Source organism: Psychrosphaera aestuarii (genome assembly GCF_017948405.1).
GTDB lineage: Bacteria > Pseudomonadota > Gammaproteobacteria > Enterobacterales > Alteromonadaceae > Psychrosphaera > Psychrosphaera aestuarii.
In genome coordinates, this window is the sequence record NZ_CP072844.1 from 880,942 (window position 1) to 905,744 (window position 24,803).

19 protein-coding genes and 1 pseudogene are annotated in these 24,803 nt (G+C 38.8%); 10 read left to right on the plus strand and 10 right to left on the minus strand.

Features of this window, described 5'->3' with window-relative positions; all coding sequences use genetic code 11:
• Positions 1-91: 91 nt before the first annotated feature.
• Genes J9318_RS04095 through J9318_RS04115 form a run of 5 tightly spaced genes read left to right on the plus strand, consistent with a single transcriptional unit; the run spans position 92 to position 8,304 of the window.
• A complete protein-coding gene (locus J9318_RS04095) occupies positions 92-2,158 on the plus strand; it encodes a type I restriction-modification system subunit M (RefSeq protein ID WP_210561487.1) in 2,067 nt (688 codons plus the stop codon).
• Complete coding sequence (locus J9318_RS04100) at positions 2,158-3,528, plus strand: restriction endonuclease subunit S (protein WP_210561488.1); 1,371 nt, start codon at positions 2,158-2,160, stop codon at positions 3,526-3,528. Before J9318_RS04095 ends, J9318_RS04100 begins: the two co-directional genes overlap by 1 nt.
• A gap of 2 nt (positions 3,529-3,530) precedes the next feature.
• Complete coding sequence (locus J9318_RS04105) at positions 3,531-4,529, plus strand: hypothetical protein (RefSeq protein ID WP_210561490.1); 999 nt, start codon at positions 3,531-3,533, stop codon at positions 4,527-4,529.
• A gap of 1 nt (position 4,530) precedes the next feature.
• The gene (locus tag J9318_RS04110; protein WP_210561493.1) at positions 4,531-5,103 is read left to right on the plus strand and encodes a hypothetical protein; all 573 of its coding nucleotides are present in this window, start codon (positions 4,531-4,533) and stop codon (positions 5,101-5,103) included.
• Positions 5,104-5,112: 9 nt separating this feature from the next.
• Entirely contained in the window at positions 5,113-8,304 is a 3,192-nt protein-coding gene (locus J9318_RS04115; protein ID WP_210561495.1) for a type I restriction endonuclease subunit R, read from the plus strand.
• A gap of 58 nt (positions 8,305-8,362) precedes the next feature.
• On the opposite strand, the gene J9318_RS04120 is transcribed toward J9318_RS04115, so the two are convergent.
• From J9318_RS04120 to J9318_RS04130, 3 genes and pseudogenes are all read right to left on the minus strand, one after another.
• Positions 8,363-9,121, minus strand: coding sequence for a HEPN domain-containing protein (locus tag J9318_RS04120; RefSeq protein ID WP_210561497.1), 759 nt, complete (start codon positions 9,119-9,121; stop codon positions 8,363-8,365).
• A gap of 26 nt (positions 9,122-9,147) precedes the next feature.
• Positions 9,148-10,233, minus strand: a complete 1,086-nt coding sequence (locus tag J9318_RS04125) for a DUF262 domain-containing protein (RefSeq protein WP_210561500.1) — start codon at positions 10,231-10,233, stop codon at positions 9,148-9,150.
• Positions 10,234-10,347: 114 nt separating this feature from the next.
• A pseudogene (locus J9318_RS04130) lies at positions 10,348-10,470 on the minus strand (patatin-like phospholipase family protein); the annotation flags it as partial.
• Positions 10,471-10,624: 154 nt separating this feature from the next.
• Between J9318_RS04130 and J9318_RS04135 the strand changes: the two are divergent.
• From J9318_RS04135 to J9318_RS04145, 3 genes are all read left to right on the plus strand, one after another.
• A complete protein-coding gene (locus J9318_RS04135) occupies positions 10,625-12,796 on the plus strand; it encodes a S46 family peptidase (RefSeq protein ID WP_210562358.1) in 2,172 nt (723 codons plus the stop codon).
• 125 nt (positions 12,797-12,921) lie between these two features.
• Complete coding sequence (locus tag J9318_RS04140) at positions 12,922-13,623, plus strand: ABC transporter ATP-binding protein (protein WP_210561502.1); 702 nt, start codon at positions 12,922-12,924, stop codon at positions 13,621-13,623.
• On the plus strand, positions 13,613-14,938 hold the full coding sequence (locus J9318_RS04145) for an ABC transporter permease (RefSeq protein WP_210561504.1): 1,326 nt from the start codon (positions 13,613-13,615) through the stop codon (positions 14,936-14,938). Before J9318_RS04140 ends, J9318_RS04145 begins: the two co-directional genes overlap by 11 nt.
• A 13-nt stretch (positions 14,939-14,951) precedes the next feature.
• On the opposite strand, the gene recJ is transcribed toward J9318_RS04145, so the two are convergent.
• The 3 genes from recJ to xerD all read right to left on the minus strand — a co-directional run bounded on the left by recJ (position 14,952) and on the right by xerD (position 18,438).
• Entirely contained in the window at positions 14,952-16,706 is a 1,755-nt protein-coding gene (recJ, locus tag J9318_RS04150) for a single-stranded-DNA-specific exonuclease RecJ (RefSeq protein ID WP_210561506.1), read from the minus strand.
• A gap of 7 nt (positions 16,707-16,713) precedes the next feature.
• Positions 16,714-17,436 carry a bifunctional protein-disulfide isomerase/oxidoreductase DsbC gene (dsbC, locus tag J9318_RS04155; protein WP_244731868.1) on the minus strand — a complete coding sequence of 241 codons (723 nt, stop codon included), beginning with the start codon at positions 17,434-17,436 and terminating at the stop codon, positions 16,714-16,716.
• Positions 17,437-17,541: 105 nt separating this feature from the next.
• Positions 17,542-18,438: a site-specific tyrosine recombinase XerD gene (gene xerD, locus J9318_RS04160; RefSeq protein WP_210561508.1), complete on the minus strand. Its 897-nt coding sequence runs from the start codon at positions 18,436-18,438 to the stop codon at positions 17,542-17,544.
• Between the two features lie 108 nt (positions 18,439-18,546).
• Between xerD and fldB the strand changes: the two genes are divergently transcribed.
• Complete coding sequence (gene fldB / locus J9318_RS04165) at positions 18,547-19,071, plus strand: flavodoxin FldB (protein WP_210561510.1); 525 nt, start codon at positions 18,547-18,549, stop codon at positions 19,069-19,071.
• Here fldB and J9318_RS04170 read toward each other — a convergent pair.
• Entirely contained in the window at positions 19,066-20,379 is a 1,314-nt protein-coding gene (locus J9318_RS04170; protein WP_210561512.1) for a winged helix-turn-helix domain-containing protein, read from the minus strand. The genes fldB and J9318_RS04170 overlap by 6 nt on opposite strands.
• 242 nt (positions 20,380-20,621) lie before the next feature.
• Here J9318_RS04170 and J9318_RS04175 point away from each other — a divergent pair, with 242 nt between their 5' ends.
• Complete coding sequence (locus J9318_RS04175; RefSeq protein ID WP_210561513.1) at positions 20,622-20,906, plus strand: peptidylprolyl isomerase; 285 nt, start codon at positions 20,622-20,624, stop codon at positions 20,904-20,906.
• Between the two features lie 101 nt (positions 20,907-21,007).
• Here the strand turns inward: J9318_RS04175 and J9318_RS04180 are convergent, their stop codons facing one another.
• The 3 genes from J9318_RS04180 to J9318_RS04190 form a co-directional block, all read right to left on the minus strand.
• A complete protein-coding gene (locus J9318_RS04180; RefSeq protein ID WP_210561515.1) occupies positions 21,008-21,421 on the minus strand; it encodes a group I truncated hemoglobin in 414 nt (137 codons plus the stop codon).
• A 1-nt stretch (position 21,422) separates the two neighbouring features.
• Positions 21,423-22,397, minus strand: coding sequence for a DUF3034 family protein (locus tag J9318_RS04185; RefSeq protein WP_210561517.1), 975 nt, complete (start codon positions 22,395-22,397; stop codon positions 21,423-21,425).
• A gap of 179 nt (positions 22,398-22,576) precedes the next feature.
• Positions 22,577-24,487: an endonuclease gene (locus tag J9318_RS04190; protein ID WP_210561519.1), complete on the minus strand. Its 1,911-nt coding sequence runs from the start codon at positions 24,485-24,487 to the stop codon at positions 22,577-22,579.
• Positions 24,488-24,803: the final 316 nt, after the last annotated feature.

Genomic DNA, 24,803 nt, shown 5'->3' on the forward strand with positions numbered 1-24,803 from the left:
ATAAAAAATAATATTCTTAAGTTTACTGCTACATCAACTTATAGCTAAAGCGAAAAGTTACGGAAAACTTAACTATTTTCAGGGTAATAATATGTCAGACAATTTTTCTTCTACGGCAGCATTTTTATGGTCAGTTGCTGATCTTCTTCGTGGTGACTTCAAGCAAAGCCAGTATGGACGTATCATATTACCATTTACCTTGCTCAGACGTTTAGAGTGTGTTCTGGAAGATACTAAGCCTAGTGTTTTGGCTATGTATGAAAAAGTCAAAGAAAAAGAACACCAAGCCCAAGAAAAAATTCTAACTCATTCAGCTAAGTTGAGTTTCTATAACACCAGTAAAATGGATTTGAACAAACTGGGTGAAACCAGTGTAGCGCAAAACCTTGAAAGCTACGTTCAATCATTTAGCACAAATGCGCGTGAAATATTTGAGCACTTTGATTTTTTTAATACCATCGACAAGTTAGCTGAGGCCGACTTACTTTATAAAGTGGCTAAACGTTTTGCCACTACTGATCTTCACCCTGAAGTAGTCGATAACCACAATATGGGCTTAGTGTTTGAAGAGTTAATTAGACGCTTCGCTGAAAGCTCTAATGAAACCGCAGGGGAACACTTTACTCCGCGAGATATTGTGCGTTTAACAACATCTTTAGTATTTTGTAATGATGATGACTTGCTTACTCAATCAGGTTTGGTTCGCAGTATTTATGATCCAACAGCAGGAACAGGTGGTTTCTTATCATCGGGCATGGAATATGTGCATGAGTTAAACGAAAAAGCTGCACTTTCTGCTTTTGGTCAAGAGTTAAACCCTGAGTCTTATGCCATATGTAAAGCAGATATGCTGATAAAAGGACAAAAGGTCGATAACATTAAATTGGGCAATACCTTATCCGATGATCAACTAACAACAGATAAGTTTGACTATATGCTTTCTAATCCGCCATTCGGAGTGGATTGGAAAAAAGTACAAAAGAAAATTAATGACGAGCATAAAGAAAAAGGTTTTGAAGGGCGTTTTGGTGCAGGTTTACCCAGAGTGTCAGATGGTTCATTATTATTCTTAATGCACCTTATCAGTAAAATGCGCCCTGTAGGTGGTAACAATGATACTAATACAGGTTCGCGTATTGGCATTATCTTAAACGGCTCACCATTATTCACAGGTGGTGCAGGCTCAGGTGAGAGCGAGATAAGGCGTTACATTCTCGAAAATGACCTACTCGAAGCTATTATCGCCTTACCTACAGATATGTTTTACAACACAGGCATTGCCACTTATGTGTGGGTGTTATCAAACAACAAATCTCAGCAACGTAAAGGCAAAGTGCAGTTAATAAATGCTGCCACTACACGAGCAAAAACTGGTGGTCGTGGTCGCAGTGGCGGAAGTGAATCGACTGAAGAAGTAGAGAACGTCTTCTACCAAGCAATGCGGAAATCACTAGGTAGTAAACGTAAAGAGCTTACTGAAGAAAGTATCGAAATTATTGTGAAAACTTATGGTCAGTTTGTTGAAAATGATTTTAGCAAAATATTTGATTATCAAGATTTTGGTTATAGACGTATTACGGTTGAACGTCCATTACAACTCGCCTTCTACCCTCACGATGAAGTTAAAAGAGAAGCTTTGTTTGCAGACAAAGCCTGGCAGAAAATTTCGGATACCAAACAAGATAAAATTATTTCTGTGCTTAATTCATCTAATGATGAATATCTATCAAGAGACGAATTTAAAAAATACCTTAAAGACACTTTAAAGGCCGAATCACTTACACCTGCTGAATATAAATTGATATTTAAACACCTCGGAGAACATAACGAAGAGGCTGAATATTGTTTATTTGAGTCAGGAAAGAACAAAGGCGAAAGAGAGCCTAATCCAGATTTACGTGACAACGAAAACATCCCTTTAAAACAATCAGTACAAGAGTATTTCGAGCGTGAAGTTTTGCCACACGTTCCTGATGCTTGGATTGATGAAAGTAAAGTAGATGAAAAAGATGGTCAAGTCGGCATTGTTGGTTACGAAATACCCTTTAACCGTCATTTTTATGTGTATCAACCACCAAGAGCATTAGAAGAAATTGATGCCGATTTAGATGCGGTATCAGCCGATATTATGAAGTTACTGCAAGAGGTGCATTCATAATGGCAGGACGTTATCAGCCTTACCCAGACTATAAAAATACAGGTATCAGTTGTTTAGACAAACTACCAACTCACTGGGAAACTACTAAGGTAAGATTTGAGTTTGAATTTGGAAAAGGGTTGCCAATTACAAAAGCTAATTTAATTGACAGTGGCATACCTTGCGTAAATTATGGTGAAATTCACTCTAAGTTTGGATTTGAAGTTGATCCTGACATGCATCCGTTAAAATGTGTTAGTGAAGATTATTTAAAATCTAATAAAAGCTCAATTTTAAATCTTGGTGACATAGTATTTGCTGACACCTCAGAAGATATTGAAGGTTCAGGAAACTTTACTCAACTCATAAGCGATCAAAGAGTCTTTGCGGGCTATCATACAGTAATTACTAGACCTAAAAAAAAGCACATTAGTCGTTTTTTGGCGTACTTATTTGATTCGTCTGAGTATAGGAAGCAAATCCAAAATACTGTGAAAGGAGTAAAAGTATTTACAATTTCGCAAGCCATTTTAAAGGGAACAAGTATTTGGATTCCTTCACCAGATGAACAACAAAAAATAGCCAACTTCCTCGACCATGAAACCGCAAAAATAGACACCTTAATTGCCAAACAAGAAAAGTTAATTAAGCTATTAAAAGAAAAACGCCAAGCCGTTATTTCCCATGCCGTTACCCGTGGCCTCAACCCTGAAGCCCCTATGAAAGACTCAGGCGTTGAATGGTTAGGTGAAGTGCCTGAAAATTGGATCGTTGCACCTATCAAGCGTATAGCTGAATTGACTCCTAAAAAATCAGAAATAGCCAATAAAAAAGAATTTAAGTGTAGCTTTGTGCCAATGGATAAACTAAAGCAAGATTCACTTGTATTAGACGAATCAAAGCTTATTTCAGAGGTTTATGATGGTTACACTTATTTTAAAAATGAAGATGTATTAATTGCAAAAGTAACACCATGTTTTGAAAATAAAAATATGGTTGTGGCAAGAGATTTAGTTAACGGTATTGGTTTCGGCTCTTCTGAGATTTATGTGTTACGCACAACTAAAAAAATATTGAATGATTTTTTGTATTACCGTTTGCAGGAAGAAGCATTTATGGATATTGCAACCGCAGCCATGACTGGTGCAGGAGGTCTTAAGAGAGTTCCTGCTAATGTTATAACAAATTTTTCTATTGCCTTACCTTCTAAAACTGAGCAAACGGAGATTGTGGTTTTTCTCAAAAAGCGTCTAAAACAGCTAGATTCACTTTGTGAAAAAGCAAAAGCAGCCATTGAATTGATGAAAGAGCGAAAAACAACTCTTATCTCTGCTGCTGTTACAGGCAAAATAGATGTAAGAAACTACAAAGCTGAAAAGGCAGGGATTTGAGCATGGCCAAGAAGAATGAACGTAATATTTTGTTTTTGGATTTTCATTTAAATACAAAAACAACAACACCAAAAATAAAAGGATTGCCAAATCAATTTGGCCTAACGGAGTTATTTGAAAAATTAATAGCCTATCGTGAAAAAAAAACTGTCAATATAGTTATTGGTTCTAAAGAAAAAAAAGAACTATACCTTGCAGATATTGAACACGATACTCAATCAGGTACTTGGCAACTATTAATAAATATAGTTGATACAAGCCTTGCAGATGAAGTTCATCGTAAAATTGGTGGGGCAGCTTCCACGCGAAAAGTACATTCAAAAACTATTGATGTTGGAACTGAGTTTTCGTGTCACATGATTATTCAAGATACTTTATCTGGTAGATCTTATTTGGCCTTATATGAACAGAATACAAATTTACCAATCAAATTAATTACACGGTATTTAAATGAATTATTTAAGCGTATAGCGAATGAATTCAAAACTGATTTTGAAATACCTCACCCACAAAATAAAACCGATGCGAAAGGTAAAGTTAAAACAATTAATACTTACAACCATGTTTTCTTTAACGGTCACCTGTCGTCTAAATTTAAAGATGATTTGAATAGTGGAGCATTTAAAGGCGTAACGCTAATGACTGGAGATTTAACCCAAGTAGATGGATATGACGTAAATAAACATTCTGAATTAAAGGAAGTACAAATTCCAATTTCGGTAGATAAAGGTGCGATTTTGAAAGCAGGTGGTAATCATAAATGGTTAGATAACCTAAGAAGTAACACAGCTAAAGATTTAAGTATGCAGGAAATAAAAGTGTCTTTTAGAGATGACAATGATGTTTCTCATACTGCTGAGATTGACGTAAATACGGGAAAATTAATTAACGATGATAAATATGTTAAGAAAGTAAAAATTAATGGTTTTAGTGAGCCGTTAACAACATCAGTAGACTTATTACATACTCCAATCGTATTGAAAATGTTGGAGCACTTATAGAATGAAAAAATATGGTGAAATTTTCTATCAACTCACTAGGCCTATCTCATATCTATTCTTAAATCATGATTCTGGCAAGGTTTATAACTGGAAAATACCATCTATTTGTACTTTTTTTACTTTGTTGGGGCTTTATTGTTTAGTCGGGTTAGAAAATGTAGCTGGGAAAGATGGACTTTTAGCTGAGTTGTCTGGTTTTATTGTTGGTTTACCAGGCTTTTTAATAGCAGCAATAGCAGCTATTGCTACATTCAACAGGCCTGTAATTGATCAAGAAATGATTAATGCTCCAACAATAAATGTGAAAGTCGGTGAGTCTAAAATTGAAGATATGAAATTGACCAGAAGAGATTTTTTATTAAGGCTTTTTTCTTACCTTACCGTGCTCAGTATCTTCCTAGTAATTTACCAAAAGTTAGGTTTGCTTACTTCAGTTCCAACCCTTTTAACATCAACTTTTTATATTGCAGAGTGGTTTTACGTTTCAGTATTTTTTCTGTTTTTCTGGCAATTATTAACGTTAATATTGTTTGGCTTGTATTACCTTTGCGAGCGATTGAATTTAAATTTATAAGGGATTGATATGAGCACTAAGGAAGTAGTATTTCAAAACGATATTTTAGAACAAATGCAATCACATGGCTGGATGTTAGGTGAGTCTAAAAACTTCAATAAAGAATTAGCTTTATATCCAGAAGACTTAATTGCTTTTGTTAAAACTACTCAACCTGAACAATGGAAAAAGCAGCTAGGTATACACCCCAAAAACCCAGAAGAAGCATTGTTAAAAACAGTGGTTCGTGATTTATCTGCCAACAATAAAGGTACGCTGTGGGTTTTACGCAATTTAATAAAAGATCGTGGGGCGAAGTTTAGTTTATGTGCTTTCAAGCCTGATCATGGTCTAAACCCTGACGCTATAGAGCGTTACAACCAAAACATCATGCGCGTAGTGCCAGAGTTAAAATATTCGCCTAATGACTATGATGGGCGGATTGATTTAACTCTGTTTGTTAATGGCATTCCTGTTGCCACATTAGAGCTAAAATCTGAATTTAAACAAGCCTTAGAAAACGCAAAAATTCAGTATATGAAGGATCGCCAACCAAAAGATCCTAAAACGAAAAAGCCTGAACCGTTATTAACCTTTAAGCGGGGGGCATTAGTTCACTTTGCTGTAAGCCAATATAATGTTGCAATGACCACAAGGTTGGCTGGCAAAAGGACCTTCTTTTTACCTTTTGATCAAGGCACAAGCAAAGGGGGGGCTGGTAACGATCCGTTAGATGATGGCTACCCAACGTCATACCTTTGGAATGAAATATTAGCCAAAGACAACCTATTAACTATTTTAGGCCGATATATCCACCTTCAAGTAGAAGATAAAGAACAACTTGATGGCACTATTGTTAAAAAAGAAACACTGATTTTCCCTCGTTATCATCAATGGTCTGCCGTATCGACATTATTAGACACTGTTGAACAAGAAGGTACAGGTGAAAAGTATTTAATTCAGCACAGTGCGGGCTCTGGTAAATCAAATTCAATTGCTTGGTTGTCACATCAATTAGCATCGTTGCACTATTACTCAGATCATGAAGCTCTTAAAAAGCAGGTTGGCGATAAGGTTTTTGATTCGGTCATAGTAATAACTGATAGAACAGTATTGGATAGCCAGTTACAGGATACGATTTACCAGTTTGATCATAGCGAAGGCATGATTGCGCGTGTTAACCGTGAAGAGGCTCAAGGCTCTAAATCAAGCCAGTTAGCAGGTGAATTAAAAGCCAGCACTTCAATAATTATTGTGACAATTCAAACCTTTCCGCATGTGTTAGAAGCTATTCGTAAAGATTCAACACTTGCGGGTAGAAGTTTTGCTGTTATTGCCGATGAAGCCCATTCAAGCCAAACAGGAACTACAGCACGTAAACTCCGCGAAGTTCTCATGGCGGAGCAACTGGGTGACGATGAAGAGTTAGATAGTGAAGATATTTTAAGATTAAGTTTAGAAGCCAGAAAAGGCTCTAGAAACATTAGTTACTTTGCTTTTACTGCAACACCCAAGGGTAAAACACTAGAGTTGTTTGGCCGCCCTCCTGAGCGTGACGAACCAATATCGGATACAAACAAACCAGAACCTTTTCATGTTTACTCTATGCGACAAGCCATTGAAGAAGGGTTTATTTTAGATGTACTGCAAAACTACACTAGCTATCGTGTAGCCTACCAATTAGCACATCAAAACCCTGAAAGTGACCAAGAAGTAGATAGTAAAAAAGCATCATCTAAAATGGCTAAGTGGGTTCGCTTACACCCACATAATATTGCTCAAAAAGTTGAAACCATCATTGAGCATTTTAATAGCAAGATTAAACACCTTTTAGGTGGCGAAGCTAAAGCAATGGTGGTGACTTCAAGCCGATTAGAGGCAGTAAGGTATAAACTTGCTTTTGAAAAGTACGTAGCGAGTAAAGGCTATGAAAATGTAAATGCTATGGTGGCATTTTCGGGTGAAGTTAATGACCCTGATCATCCCGATATTGCCTTTACAGAAAAGAGCATGAACCCTAACTTACGTGGCAGAGACATGCGTAAAGCATTTGATAGTGATGATTATCAAGTGATGCTCGTTGCCAATAAATTCCAAACAGGTTTCGACCAACCCAAATTGGTTGCTATGTATGTGGATAAACCATTAAAAGGGGTTGAATGTATTCAGACACTATCGAGGCTAAACCGCACTTACCAAGGCAAAGATAAAACCTTTGTTTTGGATTTTGTTAATGATCCAGAAGAAGTGTTAGCGGAGTTTAAAGTTTATTTTCAAACCGCAGAATTAGCAGGTGTTTCAGATCCAAATCTTGTTTTCGATATTATGGAAAAGCTGAATGCTGTTGGTATTTATCAATGGATTGAAGTTGAAAACTTTGTGGAAGCTTATAACAACAAACGTACCAAACAGGACAAATTAGCCAACATTTGTAAACCAGCGGTAGAGCGTTTTTCTGTTCGTTATAAAGAAGCTACGCATGTTTTAAACATTGCCAGAGCGGAGTTGGAAAAAGCTAAAGCAGAAAATAACGATAAGAAAATAAAGTTTGCTGAAAATAGTGTCAAAAATGCCAAAGAAGCACGAGACGTTATTGAAGTATTCAAAAAAGATTTAATATCATTCTGTCGTTACTACGAGTTTAGTTCTCAGATTGTAGACTTTGATGATATTGAATTAGAAAAGCTCAGCATTTATGCCAAACATTTACACCCATTGCTGCGTATAGATGCACTGCAAGACGATATTGACCTATCTGATGTTGCAATGACCCATTATCGTTTACATGAGCAACGTGAAGCAGACCTGCAGTTAGGTTATAAAATAGGTGAAGAATCAAAGCCGACTTTATCACCAACCAAGGAAGGTAGCGGAGCTACCCCAAAAGACGCTCAAACTGAATTACTGAACGAAATAATCAGCCGTATGAATGACCTGTTTGTTGAAGACGGGCTAACTGAAGGCGATATGCTGAACTATGCAAATACCATTGCAGGTAAAGTTTCAGAAAACGATACCGTAATGGATCAACTACGCAACAACACCAAAGAACAAGCTATGCTAGGCGCATTCCCTGAATCAATAAATGATGCGGTTATTCAAAGCATGGGCATACATGAAAATATGGCCATGAAGGTATTATCAAACGAAGCCGTAGCAAAAGGTTTTGCTGAGTTGATGTTTGATGTTTTGATGAAGGGGGGAGGAAATAAAAGCCTGTGATAAATAGGTTGATTTAAGCCCTAATAAATAGCTATTTTTATTAATGACACACTAGATACTATTTAGATATTAAACAACATGCGATGTAGATTAGAACTAATTGCAGTAACTTAGCTTTATTTCTTCTTCGCCTCAATGCGTCAATATTCTCGTCATTGCTAAAGGTATTTCCATGAGCAATAGCGTGGCGAATTTTATTAATCTCATCAAGAAACTCCTGCCAAAGAGTTCTACCTGAGTACTTTTCATATTTTAAATTGCACTGTTGCATTGATGCTTTATAGGGGAATGTATGAACACTTCTTTCGACAAAGTACTTTGCTATGACCAAAAGCCTTTGTAATCGATTATCTGATTCGAAGGCTTCGTCAAATAAAGAATTATGAAGTGATTTAAAAACGTCTTTTGAGCCCAATCGTTTAAATACTTCTTGGATAGAATCAGGCTTGGGATTTCTATTTTTATCAAAAATAAAAGGTTCGTGAGGTACTTTATAACCAGAACATTCGGACAGGTGTTGTATCATATCTTCTAATGACTCTTGATACCTTGGTATTGCTGTAGCATTAAATCCTAAATACCCTTGACAGCAAGTGTTTTGAATTGCTCTTGGAAGATCTTTAAAATCTAAGCTTGAGTTCAAATCTCTTATTAGGTTTTTAGTTAAGTCCTTAATAAAGCCTTCCATATGAGCAACTATTAAAACGGATGTGGAGCGACACACAGCGTTAAATAGATCTGGATTACTATTTTCACATTCACTTGCGGAACTTATTAGAACGTCCACTTCAGTCCATTGAGTTTCAAGTTGACTCAAATACTCCTTTATAAATGTACTCATTTTTATACTAATTCTTTAGCCAAATTAATTCGTAATTGGGTTTTTGAAACGTCATTAACACTGCCTTGGCATGCCTCAAAGAAGTTAGGTTTTTTGAATAATTCAACTATTTTTTCAGGGTTAATAGTTTTTCCTGATAAATAAAGCGTCCTATATAATGCAACAATTGCATCGAAAACAGCTGCATTAAACTTGGACATTCTTTTAAGTTCCCCAGAATCATCTAACTTATATTTTGCGAATGGGTTCTCATGATTGTGACTAGCTATAAGCTTCATCACATCAGAAAACTCAACTTCCAAATCTTTTATTTCTTTTAATTTAAGCTGATTGAGTTTCGACATTTTATCCGTTAAAAATTTTTTAAAACCACCTTTATACTCCATATATGCATCTTTATAAGTTAATGCGAAATATCTTAAAACCAGCTCCTCATCTTCCATCTTTTGAACTCTTTTGCCATCAGGCTCCAAGTTTGCAAGTCGAGTAAAGTGCTCGTTTTTGGAGAGTTTTTTAATTAATTCTTTAAAAGGCCCTCTGCATGTGGCATTTCTTAACTCTTGAGGTTCTAACTTTACCGAGCCAGAGTTCAATCTTTCAAATATGTCATATTTAACCTGCTGATCAACTGTAGAATCAATTCTCAAGCATTTGATACTTCGCTCTTCTAACCTGCGTATTAAGAATGGCGGGAGTTGACTATAGGTACAGCCATTCAAACTCTCTAATACATCCAATTCTGTAAGGGCGTACTTATTTTTAAAGAAGCCATGTATAGCCGTCAATCTTTGCTGACCATCAATTACAGAGTATCGAGCAACTCCATCTTCGAGCTCTTCGTCAACATCAACGTCTTGAGAAATATAGATGAATGGTATCGGAATATTAAGAATTAAACTTTCTATCAACCGTGAAGAGGCCTCAACACTCCACCGATGCTTTCGCTGATATTCAGGATTCAGTTTAATAACATTACGGTCAACCTTTTTGACCATTGTTTCTAAGTCGTACTCAATCGTTTGGGTTTTAACAGTACGCTCTTTCGCAATGCTTTGTAACTCTTCTAAATTATCAATTAATCGAGCCATGCTTATCCTTAATTTTCTTCGTTCAATCCATAATATCAATCATAAAAAGATAAAGGAAATACTAGTTAGAGAGAACAGTTACAATCTGATTTTAACTTTCGGTGTTTGGCTTTACAAAGTAAACCATTTGGGACCGCCACTGGCACCTAAAAAGGTTGAAAATAGCTCGGGGTTAAACCCTTGTTCTTGAATTTTTTGTTTTGCGACAGGACCCGCATAGATATCAAGCACACTCATTCCTTGCTAATTAAAAAGAACATCATATCAAAGTGTTTACATTTAGTGACAATTTGTAATCGTGAACAACGTGCAATTTATCGTATCTGGCATTATTTTATTGCCACATATGGTAAAAAGAACCGTAAAGACGGAACTCTAAGGGAAATCAATGATTAAAAAATTTTTATCGACGGGCGTTATTGCGTCTTCAATGCTATTTGGTGCTGCAATTGCAGACGAAGGCATGTGGCAACCACATCAGTTATCTGAAATTAAAGATAAGCTTAAAGCAGCTGGTTTAAAGTTAGACCCAGAAAAAATGGCTGACTTAAACCAATTTCCAATGAATGCAATCGTTAGTTTAGGTGGCTGTTCAGCATCCTTTTTATCAGAGCAAGGCTTAGTGATCACAAACCATCACTGTGCTTATGGTTCTATTCAGTATAATTCAACAGAAGAAAACAACCTGCTAGTGAATGGCTTCGTTGCAAAGACAATGAGTGACGAGCCACAAGCCTCTCCAAATGCACGAGTTTATGTTACTGAGTCGTTAACTAATGTAACAACGGACATTAAAGGGTCTATTCCAAAAGGGGCCGAAGGCGTTGATTACTTTAATGCCATTGAAAAGCGTGAAAAAGAATTAGTAGCAGAATGTGAAGCCTCTCAAGATTATCGCTGTAATGTTTACAGCTTCCATGGCGGCGCAGAATACTTCCTTATCAAGCAGTTGGCTATTCGTGACGTTCGCTTAGTTTACGCTCCACCTTCAAGTATTGGTAAGTTTGGTGGCGATACTGACAACTGGATGTGGCCTCGTCACACAGGTGATTGGTCTTTCTACCGTGCTTATGTAAATAAAGATGGTAAGCCAGCTGATTACTCGGAAGACAATGTGCCATTTAAGCCAAAAGCCTTCCTAAAAGTTAATGCGAATGGTGTTGAAAATGGTGACTATGTGATGGTTCTTGGTTATCCAGGTCGCACTAACCGCTACCGCACAGACGTTGAAGTAGAATCAACCTTTACCAACGTTTATCCGGCGTCAAAGCGTCTTCGTGAAGAGTTTATTGATGTTATCAAAGCTAACTCTGAAGACGGCAGTGAAGCGCGTATTAAATATGAGAGTACAATTGCGGGACTTGCAAACTACGCTAAAAACTATGGTTCTATGATTGAGAGCTTTAACAAAGGCGACATGCTAGAGCGTAGAAAGCAGTTAACAGCAGATCTTACAAAGTGGATAAACGCTGACAAAAAACGCAAAGCTAAATACGGTGATGCAGTAAATGATTTAGCTGCACTGATCATTGAGTCTAATAAAACGCAAGATGGTGACATTGTAATGGGCTACTTAGGTCGCAGTACAATGATGCGAGTTGCAAAAGGCTTATATCGCCTAGCACACGAAAAGCAGAAACCTAATGTAGAACGTCGTCGTGGGTTCCAAGAACGTGATATGAAGCGTTTTGGTCAATATATGGCGGTAGTTAACAAAAGTTATGACGAGAAAGTAGAAAAAGCATTGTTCATGCACTTTGTTAAAGAGTATGCACAATTGCCAGCAGACCAGCGTAACGCTACATTTGATAAATTCTTTGGTTTACAAAATGGCTTAGATTTAGCAAAAGTAGAAGCACAAATAAATGCAATGTACGCTAAGACTCAACTAGATGAAGCTGACACGCGCTTAGCATGGATGGATAAGTCAGTTGCAGAGTTTAAAGCCAGTGACGACCCGTTCATTAAGTTTGCAGTATCGCAATACGAAAATGACATGAAAGAAGAAGAGAAGAGCAAAGCGCTTGGCGGCAAGTTACAGCAAGCTCGTCCTGCTTACATGGAAGCTATGATTGCCTTTAAGAAAAGCAGAAATGAAGCCGTTTATGCCGATGCAAACAGTTCACTACGTATTACTTACGGCAATGTAAAAGGTTACTCACCACAAGATGGTTTGGTAGCAACACCATTTACTACGCTTGAAGGTATGCTTGCTAAGTACAAAGCGGGTGACGATGAGTTTGATTTATTTGAAAACATTCGTACGGCTATTTCTACAAAGCAATACGGACCATATAAAAAAGAGTCATTAGGTTCAGTACCGGTTAACTACCTTTCTACGCTTGATATTACTGGTGGTAACTCAGGCTCAGCAACATTAAATGCTAACGGCGAGTTTGTTGGATTAGTATTTGATGGTGTTTATGAGTCAATCATTGGCGATTGGGACTATGACCCAACTTATAACCGTTCAATCCATACTAGCGTTCCATTTATGTTATGGGTAATGGAAAATGTTGATGGCGCCGATAACATTATCGATGAAATGACGATTGTTAAATAATGCACGTCACTTAATGACACCCTGATACATTTGCTAAAAGCAGTGCCAAGCGCACTGCTTTTTTTATGTTTATTAGTTATTATTCGTTTTAAACGTTTTGTTGCTGGTTTAATTAGGAAAAGTAAATGCCACCCGTCATAACAATTAACGACTTAAAGTTTGCCTACCCAACAGACCGCGACACCTGTGTGCTGGACATACCTAGCTTGTCAATTGAGGCGGAACAGCATGTCTTTTTATTTGGTCCTTCCGGCTCTGGTAAATCGACACTATTAAATCTTCTCACCGGCTTATTATTACCTGACTCCGGTGAAGTGCGAGTGTTAAATCAAGACTGGAAGGCAATGAAAGGGCGCCACAGGGACTCGTTCAGAGCCGAGCATGTAGGTTTTGTATTTCAGCAATTAAATCTTATTCCGTATTTAACTGTGTTAGACAATATTCTATTAGGTTGCACCTTCTCTAAAAAGTCTAACTCGTACGAACAGCAATTGCCTGAGATTAAAGAATTACTATCTGATTTACAGGTATCAGTAGAATTATTAAATAAGCAAGCCAAAAACTTGAGTGTTGGTCAGCAGCAACGAGTAGCTATTGCACGAGCGTTAATTAAAAAGCCGGAAGTATTAATTGCCGATGAGCCCACTTCTGCGCTAGATGAAGCAAGCCGAAATGCATTTATGACGCTGTTATTTAAGTTGGCTAAAAAAGCAAAAACAACGCTGGTTTTTGTAAGTCATGACCAAACCTTAGCAAAGGACTTTGATAGGGTGATAGACATTCAATCGATTAATCATGTATCTAGGAGCTACAAAGATGTTTTTTAAAGTAGCCAAACAGAGCTTATTGAGTCGAAAATCTAGTGTGTTGCTAACGATATTAGCAATAACGATTAGTGTATTTGTTTTACTCTCGGTCGAGCATATCCGCCATCAAGCAAAACAAAGTTTTAACCGGACAGTGTCAGGCGTAGATTTAATTGTTGGACCTCGGACAGGGCAGCTAAACTTGTTACTCAGTTCGGTATTTCGGATTGGAGATTCTAGTAATTCAATAGAATTTAGTACAGTTCAAGAGTTAGAAAAGCACCCCATGGTTAGCTGGGTTATTCCAATTGCACTTGGTGATTCGCACAAGGGCCATCGTGTCATGGGAACAACAACGGACTATTTTGTTCATTATAAATATGGTGCAAAACAAGCGTTAACTTTTAGTGAAGGACAGGCATTCTCTGCGACATACGACTTAGTATTAGGTGCCGATATAGCTAAAAAATTCAATTACAGCATTGGTCAAAGTATTGTCTTGTCGCATGGTACTGGAGTAACGAGTTTTAGCCATCATGAACAAACCCCATTCACAGTGGTTGGCATTCTGAACCGAACCGGAACGCCCGTAGATCAAACTTTGCACGTTAGCTTTGAAGGGTTGCATCATATGCATGAAGCCGAGTCTTCAAATATGATTACTAATGAGCATCATGAACAGCATGACGAACATGACGAACATGACGAACATGACCACGAACACAAACACGACCACAAACAAGTAAACCAAGGCGCTGACAATCAACAATATGCGCATGACCACGATCATAAGGTGAGTGCTGTATTTGTTGGGCTAAAAGCCCGCTTCGCAAGTTTGGTCATGCAGAAATGGGCGTCTGATTATAAAAAAGAAGCACTTACGGCCATTATGCCAGGTGTTGCCTTAACGCAATTGTGGCGTTTAGTCGGTTCAATTGAAGTTGTTTTGCAAGTGATAGCAGTACTCGTTTTATTAACAACGCTAATTGGGTTAAGCACTATGTTACTAGCAACGATGCGCGAACGAACACGAGAAATTGCAATACTGAGGGTTTTAGGTGCCTCACCATTATTTTTATTCACTCTTATTGAGCTAGAGGTGCTAGTCATTACGATATTGGGTAGCCTGTTAGGCGTTGCAATGCTGTGGATTGGCTTATTGGTATCAGAGCCTTTGCTGGCCTCCAAACTCGGCTTGTTTGTAGATACAAATCCGGTATCGGAAAACGCTTTAATTGCTCTTGGGCTAGTAGTAATAGGCAGTTTAATAATGGGCTTAATACCTGCAATAAACGCCTATCGGCATTCGTTGCAGGCAAATTTAACTAATAACTAAAATCGAGTAATGGCTAATCTGCAGCAACAATTTCCCTGACCAATAGCTGCAGATTGGTATTGCCTCTAAATTCATTGATATCAAGTTGATATACGATATGAACTTGTCGAGCATTTGGGTTAGGCCAAAGTTCAAGGTCGGTGTTAAAGTGAATAGCATCAAACAGTTGACCAGCCGCATTGCACAAAACAAGTTTTAAATGCTTGGCGCCGACTAAACGCTGATTAATAACTTCAAACTGGCCATCAAACGTTGGCTCAGGAAACCCCTGGCCCCAAGGGCCTGCCAAATCGAGCTGTTGACTAAAGTCAGTGGTAAAGCATTCAGCTGGAAGCTCACCGTCGGTTAACGTCACTTGTGTGAGTACATCTTCAGAAAGGTGATTAAGTAAAACGGCATCAAAAGCGCGATTAAACTCGTCATAATGATCTTCACGAATGCTCAACCCTGCCGCCATCGCATGACCACCAAATTTAATGATAATGTTTGGGTAGCGAGTGTTCACTTCGTCCAATACGTCTCGAATATGGATGCCTGGAATGGAACGTGCGGAGCCTTTTAATTCAGTACTCGTTTGGCCGCTACTATCCGTTTTGGTCTCACCTTTAGCAAACGCAATGGTGGGGCGGTAATACTTTTCTTTTAAGCGCCCAGCTACAATACCAATTACACCTTGGTGCCAGTCGGGCTTATAAACGGAAATACCGTTTGGCAGAGCTCCATCGAGTACCTTTAATTTACTAACAACGCTTTCTGCCTCAAGTCTCATGCCTTGCTCTATATCTTTTCGCTCGTTGTTAAGATCATTTAGATCCTCAGCCATTTTTAAGGCTTGGCCGTAATCATCAGTTAGTAAACATCGAATGCCAAACGACATATCATCAAGTCTTCCGGCAGCGTTGAGCCTAGGGCCGATAACAAAACCGAAATCTGATGATTTTACTTTATGCAGGTCTTTGTTGCTCATTGCCAACATGGCACGAATGCCCGGGCGACATAAACCACTCTTTATTCGAGCAAGACCTTGGTGAACCAAGATGCGGTTATTCTCGTCAAGCTTAACAACATCGGCAACCGTTCCTAAAGCAACTAAATCGATAAACTCGGCAAGATTTGGGGCTGCTATTTGGTGGTTTTCGTACCAACCTTGATCGCGCATGTAGGCTCTTAGGCCTAATAGCAGATAAAAAGCCACGCCCACACCGGCTAAATTTTTACTTTCAAATTCACAGTCAGGTTGATTCGGATTAATTATCGCATCAGCGTTGGGAAGTTCGCGACCAGCTAAGTGATGATCGGTAACAATCACCTTGATGCCAGCTTGTTTTACTAGGTCTACACCGGCAAGACAGGAAATACCATTATCAACAGTGATAACAATATCAGTGCCTTGTGAAATTACATCCGCGGCAAGCTCTGGACTTAATCCGTATCCATAATCAAAACGATTGGGTACTTTATACGCAACATTCTCAAACCCTAATTTACGAAGACCTAGCATCATAAGAGCTGTGCTGGTAGCGCCATCAGCGTCAAAATCACCAACGATTGTAATATGCGATTGTTGTTTTAAAGCATCAAATAAAATGGGCGTTGCGTCGGAAATACCTTTTAGTGAATTAACAGGTAATAATTCGCCGGCTTTGCGTTTGATTTGGTCTGCAGATGTGATACCACGGCCGCTATAAATGCTTTGAATAACAGGGTGAAGTGAAGATGAAAAAAATGGCGCGTTATCACTAACACGCCTTTTAATATTTAAACTCATAAAAGATTTAACGCTTCAGGTCTTGAAGTAAGGCTTGCGGAGGTTTGTAACCTGGAATCATAGAACCATCTTCAAAAACGATAGCTGGTGTCCCCGTTACGCCCGCGGCTTGACCTAAGTTGTAATGCGCAAGTATTGGTGCGTCACAGCTCTCAGCACTTACGTTACTGCCGCCTTTGGCTAGTGTCATGGCTTTTTGCTGATCATCAGAACACCAAACCGCTTTTATTTCGTTAAACCCTTGGCTATTTGCACCTGAACGAGGAAACGCTAAATACTGAACCGTAATACCCAAGTCATTATACTGATCCATTTGCGAGTGCATTTTTTTACAGTAGCCACAAGTCGTATCGGTAAAAACCGTAACTCTGTATTTTTCGTCCTTGGCAGGAAAAACAATCATTGAGTCTTTAAACTCTTTTACACCACTTATTCTTAAATCTGCTAATGCCGCTTCAGTTATATTTACCATACCCGCATCTAAATCAAAGACACGGCCAGCTACGAAGAACTTACCGTCTTCCGATGTATAAAATAAACCGCGGTTGGTTTGAATTTGCAGTAAACCCGGTACTGGTGATGGTTCGATTTTATTTGCTTGTAAGCCAATTCGTAATAATTTCGATTTTATTGCCGCATTAATCTTCGCATCTTCCGCGTGACTTGCAAAACTGCCGACAAATAAGCTAAATGCAGTTAATACTACTGCGGAAAGTTTCATTATTTTCATTTTCATTCCTGTTGATGACTACATTAACAAGACCGCATAGTACCAACAAAAGTTTCCTACTACAGCCGAGATTTTTGTTTATTCACCGCTTTTACACAAATACCACTATCCGCGAGGGTGATGTTCTTGATGTAACGATTTTAATCGTGCTTTCGCAACGTGAGTATATATTTGTGTGGTTGATAAATCACTATGTCCCAGTAACATTTGTACAACCCGCAAATCAGCACCGTGGTTAAGTAGATGAGTTGCAAAAGCATGGCGCAATGTATGTGGCGATAAATGAGTATTAATGCCACAGATATTGGCGTAATACTTTACTCTATGCCAAAACGTTTGCCGAGTCATTTCATTACCCCGCCTTGACGGAAAAACCACGTCCGAAACACCTTTTAATAACTCATTCCGTTCGGTTTTTAAGTAATTGTAAATCAGCTCCGAGGCAATTTCTCCCATAGGTACCAAGCGTTCCTTATTGCCTTTACCAGTTACTCGCACTAAGTTTTGTTGCAAACTTATATTACTTAAGCGAAGACTTACTAACTCTGTTACCCTTAAACCTGTTGCATATAAGAGTTCAAGCATAACTCTATCTCTTACTTCAATTGGGTCTTCTAGGTTTTGGCAATTAAGCAGTCTTTCTACATCTTGCTCCGATAGTACTTTAGGCAGAGATGCCTGAATCTTTGGAGCCTGCGTCAAGGCTGTTGGGTTGTTTTTTCTTGCTTGTATTGCAATCAGGTATTTGAAAAAGCGCTTTATTGCGCTCAGGGCACGCGCATTCGTTCTATGCTTGTATCCAGATTCAATACGTTTTGCTAAAAAGGCTTCAATGTCTAAGTCAGTGCACTCAACAACATTACTGTCTATCGATGTTAAAAAAGCAGCAAAATGATTCAGGTCGGTTCGATAAGCTGACAAGGTATTGTCACTTAGCCCTTTTTCAAGCCAAAGGTGATCTAAAAATTGATTGAATAGCGTAAGGTTAGGGTTTTCAGTCATAAATCATTCATATAGTCGTTTGTGAGTCTTCTTTCAGTCTAAGCAGTTTGCTAAACTCCTCGGCAATTATCTTCGCTAGTAGTTTTACTTTACCGAATGGGAGCGTCAATGAAAATCGGTTTATTTTATGGTTCGACAACTTGTTACACAGAAATGGCAGCGGAAAAAATTCAAGCTCGGTTAAATACTTTATTTGATGCGCCCATTGTTGAGCTATTTAATATAAAAGATGTTCCTGTAACCGACATGTTAAACTTTGATTGGTTAATCTTAGGCATATCCACTTGGGACTTTGGTGAGCTTCAAGAAGACTGGGAAGGTCATTGGGATGATGTTGAAGGGCTCAATTTATCTGGCAAACAAGTAAGTATATTTGGTTTGGGCGACCAAGTGGGATATGCAGAGTGGTTTCAAGATGCGGTAGGCATGTTACATGATGTTGTGGTTGCTTGTGGCGCTGCTCCTATTGGTTACTGGCCAAACTCTGAAGAATATGACTTTATCGCTTCAAAAGCGTTAACGGCAGATAAGTCTCATTTTGTTGGGCTAGCATTAGATGACGAAGGCCAATACGAATTATCAGATAATCGTATTAACGCCTGGTGCGAGCAGTTATTAGAAGAGATCTCATAAAGAACGGTACAATTCGTCTTCGAGTTCATCTTTTAATTTAACAAGGCTAGTTGGGCGAATATCTTTCTGTAAAATATCAATTAGCTCCAACTTTCTTCCATTCATCACTATCAACTTATTATTGTTTAACCACTCTAGTGACTGAAGTTGGGCATTAACAGTAATAATGTGGGAAAGGGTATTTTCGTTAATATTAAAAATAAACACTCCGGTTTTTTCATTGCCTTCTTCCCGTAATAACGCCAGTTGTTGAGTATCGCTATTTACAGAGAATGTGTAGTCACCAAGCCCGTCTTTGGGTGTGTCTACTAATTGTGTTTTTTTATTTGTGGTTAAGTCTAACGCTATTATGGAGTGGTTTTTTGCATTACTGTCTTGCTGCGAATAAATAAGCGTATTATTGTCTAAATAAGCCATCTTTAATCGAGTATTCCAAACGCCACAACCTTCTATGTTTTTCGATTTATCTGTAATTTGGAAACCACCTTCATCCAATACAAGTGTCTTTATTTGGCATTGCCCATCCTTATTCAACATAAACGCGACCTCTGCGCCTGACGGTGCGAATACAGGAGCCGAAATTGCTTCGTTTTCTGAACGGTAAACTACACGTTGATTGGGTGAGAATGTATCTTTTATAACCAGAGAATAGCGATCGTTGCTCTGAATAATGAATGTTAAATACAAGCCATCCGGTGATAAAGCAACACTATTATTTTGAGTAACATCCTGATGGATAAGACTCCATTCGTGCGGCCCTAGTTGGCCTCTATCTTGTGTTGAGTTTTGAATATATCGAGAGGACAGCCAAGCAGTCAAAACAATTAACAATGTAAATATGAACGCCATTTGTTTGAAAGAAAAACGTGCGGCGTTTGCGCCTTCATGTTTCGGACGCGCTAGAATATCACGGTAAGGAGTGGAATCAGCCTGTTCATCAACGCCACGTGTTGCGCTTACATCTGCTAAAGTGCGGATTTCTTTGACGCTCACGTTACCGATAAACTGATAGCCAGCCTTTGGAACCGTTCGTATATATTTGCCTTTGGCATTTATTTTAGCTTCAAGGAGTTTTCTTAATTTAGAAACATACGCAGTGATCGTGCCGTCTGCACGGGCATTTTCTATACCGTATAATTCGTTATAAATCTCTTCTCGTGAAACCACAGTATTTTGATTGTTTAATAAAAACTGCAACAACAGCGACGTTTTTGGGTCGATAGCTTCATCTGGCAAAGCAGTGGCGTACTTCAACGTTAATGTTGACGGATCAAACGTCCAATCTTCAGTGACGTAAAGTTTATTCAATGGTCGGCCTCAACTTCATTACAAACCACACAATTATAGTGCAAATATTCATAGTTTTTCTTTCAGGAAATCCCTTAAGCCTTATCACTACATGAATGATTACCTACACAAAAAGAATGACCTATAATCGGTAATTTTAAACTGAACTAAAACGGTTTGTCACTACGTTAAGTTTAGTAATTTACTTTTAACTCATTTATCCTATGCATCATAGACTCTGAATCATATTAGGACGTTATTAAATGGCGAAAAAAACAGCATCTGCCTACCACATTCTGGTGAAAACTGAAAAAGAAGCTTCTGCTTTAAAAGAAAAACTAAAAAAAGGGGCTAATTTTCAACAGTTAGCAAAGCAAAACTCCCTATGTCCGAGCCGTAAAAAAGGCGGTGATTTGGGCGAGTTTTCTCAAGGCGATATGGTGAAACAATTTGATGATGTTGTGTTTAAAAAGCCGATTTTAGAAGTGCATGGGCCAGTAAAGACTAAATTTGGCTTTCACTTGATTAAAACCGTTTACAGAAGCTAGCCTTGTACACACGTAATATATGAATCGCGATAAGCGTCTACCTTAATGTTAAGCGTCATAGACCCTTTCACTAAGGTAGAAATAGAACGCGAAACGAGTTTTTAGCGATAAACAATCTGCGACTTCAATGGAGCCAATTTTTGTAAAATTAGGTTCTCTTGTTTTGAATTAAGACCAATATCGCGCATCGCACTTTGAACATACTCCACAAGAAGAAAAAATTCAGCATCGGTGATATTTAAGCCTTTATGGGATGTTGTCATCTTTTCGCCCTCGTACTTACAAGGCCCACCAATAAGTTCACATACTTGATTAGTGAGTTGCATTCTAAGATGCTTTTTAGGCACGTCTTTAAAATAATGGCCTATTTCTGGATCGTTATATATGCGAGATATGGCCAAACCAAATACTTTAGATAGGGTTTCTTTGCCTCCAATATCCTGATAAAGCGACTTAGATGGACTTGAACATGCCGTTACGGATAGACACAAAAAAACTAAAATTAAATATTTCATATTATAAATTCGCCGTAATGCTTAAGTAAAAACCGGTAGAGCTCGTTTGAAAAGGCAAATTACCTAAATCCACTATCGCACCGGTAACTGACCATGTTTTTGAGGGAAGGTAGGTAATGAAAAAGTCGGTTGCCGTGTCTGCTTTCGCAAGACCGCCTAATCGATCCGTTTGCTGTCGAACTTCTGCACCAATAATAGTATTTGTGCCAGTGAACATAGCTAAACTAGCCGCCCACTCTAACGCATAGTCATCATCAGTCGCTGAGCCAAATCCTAATAAACCAAAGGTATTTGCTTTGGTATAACGGGCCGTCGCGTTAAACAGCAAATTGTTGCCGTTTGCAGCACCTAACCAAACTTTAGTTGCACTCACATAAACATCGGCACCACTGTCATCTTTTGCGCCGAGCAGTGCTGGAACACCCGCATTCGGCACTGGTACTGAGGCATTAAATAAGCTCAAAGAGCTATCAAAGCTGCTATTTTTTTTATACTGAAGTCCAATTGCGACTTGTGGAAGGTATGCGCTTTCGGAGAAAACAGCATCACCAAAAACTTTATATTTTAGGCCAAAGACAGTTTGTTCTATTTGTGTGCTAGGTGCGATAAGTGCTGGTGTAGGTCCGCCAGTTAATGCATTAAAAACATTCGTTACTACGCCAGACGATACATCAAGGCTTTGTTTTTGAAGACTAACTTCAAATGTATCAAATGCACCAACCGAAATACCAAAGCTGTTAAGTTGGTACTCGCCGGTTGAAAGGTTCTGCAAATTGGCCGTAGCGGCAACTTCATCTTGACTGGCGTAACCGGCGATAAGTGCCCATGGTGTTAAACCACCTCCAGCGGAGCCTTCAAAGCTTGTAATACCGCCGGTTGCAATGAGTTTGCTGCCGGTGTCTGAAAGTGCGGGAAAAGATAATAAAATAGAGCTTAAAGCGAACGCATACAAACCGCGATTGCGTTGTGTAGTCATAAGAGAACCTTGTTTTAAATCATTGTTATTAACAATACTTGATTCTTATTGTGTTGCAATATTTGGCAATAAAAAAGCCCACTGAGATAAGCAGTAGGCTTTACGAGACTTAATGCCAACAATTGTACTTTAATAGATAATTGTTAACGAAAATAAGTTATCAACTTATATTCACCTATTTAAAAGGATTGGCCACTGTTTAACGAGCCTCTGCTAGCTCGACTTGGGCTGCTCCAGTTAAAATCACTATATTGTGAACCAGAACCTTTTAACTGCACTGAATAGTTACTAGCGGTGCCTGAGTTTTCAGAGACACCGGTATCATCAGAACTTGTGCCAGCTGCGGCACCATTAGAAGCCTGAATTGTACCTTCGTAGCTAATAAATTGAACCACTTCACCGGCGTCGTTAATTAATACTAAACCGTCAGGACCATTTTGTAATCCAGATGCGGTAAAGCCTAACGCACCAAATCCATTGCGCTCATTATCAATCGTGCCTGATAAACTAATGGTTTTATAAACTTGACCATTACCGCCATTAACCGCTTCTATTTTCCAGCCAGAAAGATCAGTGCCAGCAACGCCTGCAACTTCGATAAATTCATTTCTATCGGTGCCGCCATTGTCATAATGAAACTCATTGATCCATGGCTGAGCTTGTGTCGTGCCAATAAAGCTCTGATTAGTATTTGTGTTGCCAGAAGTATCAGCCATTACGGGTGACCAAGTAAAATCATTATAACTTGAGCCTGTGCCCGTTAACTGAAGTGAGTATCCAACAGGTGTTGAAGTTGTTTCACTCACACTAATATCGGTTGATGTTGCACCTACTGCTGGCCCGTTCGTTGCTGTGAAAGTGCCTTCATAACTTAAAAATTGAACAAGCTCACCTCTATCGTTTACTAAAGCAAGGCCGTCAGGTCCGCCGTTTTGTAATCCGCTGATTGCAAACGATACAGTTCCAAAACCACTGGCTTGATTTGGAATAGAACCAGATAAGTTTTTGGTTATATATGAAGTTCCATTGCTGCCGTTATAAGCAACAATTTGCCAACCAGATAAGTTTGTTCCAGCTGTACCAGCAACTTCGACAAATTCATTAATGTCGCTACTTACGTTGTCATAATGAAACTCATTAATCCATACACTGCTTACCGCCGGAGTAGTACCGCCGGTGCCACCAGTACCTGAACCACCACCTATGCCAGAACATATTGCTTCAAACACACATTTTACGTATTCCGGACGGTCTACAAATGGGTTTCTGTTGCCTTGAAAGCTATAAACGGCGTCGTTATGACGCTGCTCGTACGCATCAACAGGATCGTCATAATGCCATTGTAGCAATACTGACTTAAGACCCATGTACGCCACGTTTAAGTTCACGCCTTGGTTGGAGTTACCAATTAGAGTGCGGTCGTCTGTTAAAATTAAATCAGGTTCGCTGACACCAGTAACACCGTGAGTGCCACCTTCATATCTTACTGCTAAATACATAAGCGCTCGAGCCACGTCGCCTTTACGACCTGCCCATGTTTGCCAAGAACCAGTATTACCTGAACCTGCCGTCCAGTTTGATTCCGATGAAGCACCACCACGGCCATTATTTACTAACGTCGTTTTTTCTATGCAGGTTAAGTCGCAGTTTGCGTAAGGCTTGTTGCTTCGGCTTGAGTTATAGCTGCTATCAGCAATAAATAGGTGATGAGCGTCGGTATAAGCATAGTTTGTGCTGCCGTCTTTTGGAAAACCATAAGATTTTGGCCAACTATGCTCACGATTATAAAAAGTATTCCCGCCACCCGCTTTGGCGTAGCTGGCATTTTTATAGATATCAATCACATTGTTCGCGTTACTAGGATCTTGATCGGCTGCTTCTAATATATCCCAAGTGTCAGTTGACGAAGAGGAATAAGGGAAGCGAGTATGGTCATCAATGATTTCATGTAACGAAGCACGCAAAGTAGAAGCGTTACTCACATTTACAGAGTCGTAATAACCCGTTGGAACATCTGCGATTGCAGAACTTGAGACCACCAATGAAGCGGCTAAAAATGCCGACTTATTGTTAAATTTTTTAAAAAACATAATTTTTATTCTTTTATTTTTAGGTAAAAAAAAGAGCCAAAATGCAGGGCATATTGACTCTTGATGTTCTCTACTAAACTCTCGATGACTAACTTTTCATTGAAGGCAAAAATATTAAGACAATGAAACGAAGGGGGAAAAGAGAGGAAAAGCAGAGTGATGTTTGATAAATAATTAGTGTCGTAGCAATAGTGTGCTTTATTGCTCCTAGCTAGTGGCGGCGTCGATATGATAATTATATCTGCGGCCGAGGTAGCATCCGTGTAGTCGTTTGGATTAGACCTTCGACGGTCTAATATGTTCAGGTCCGCTTTCC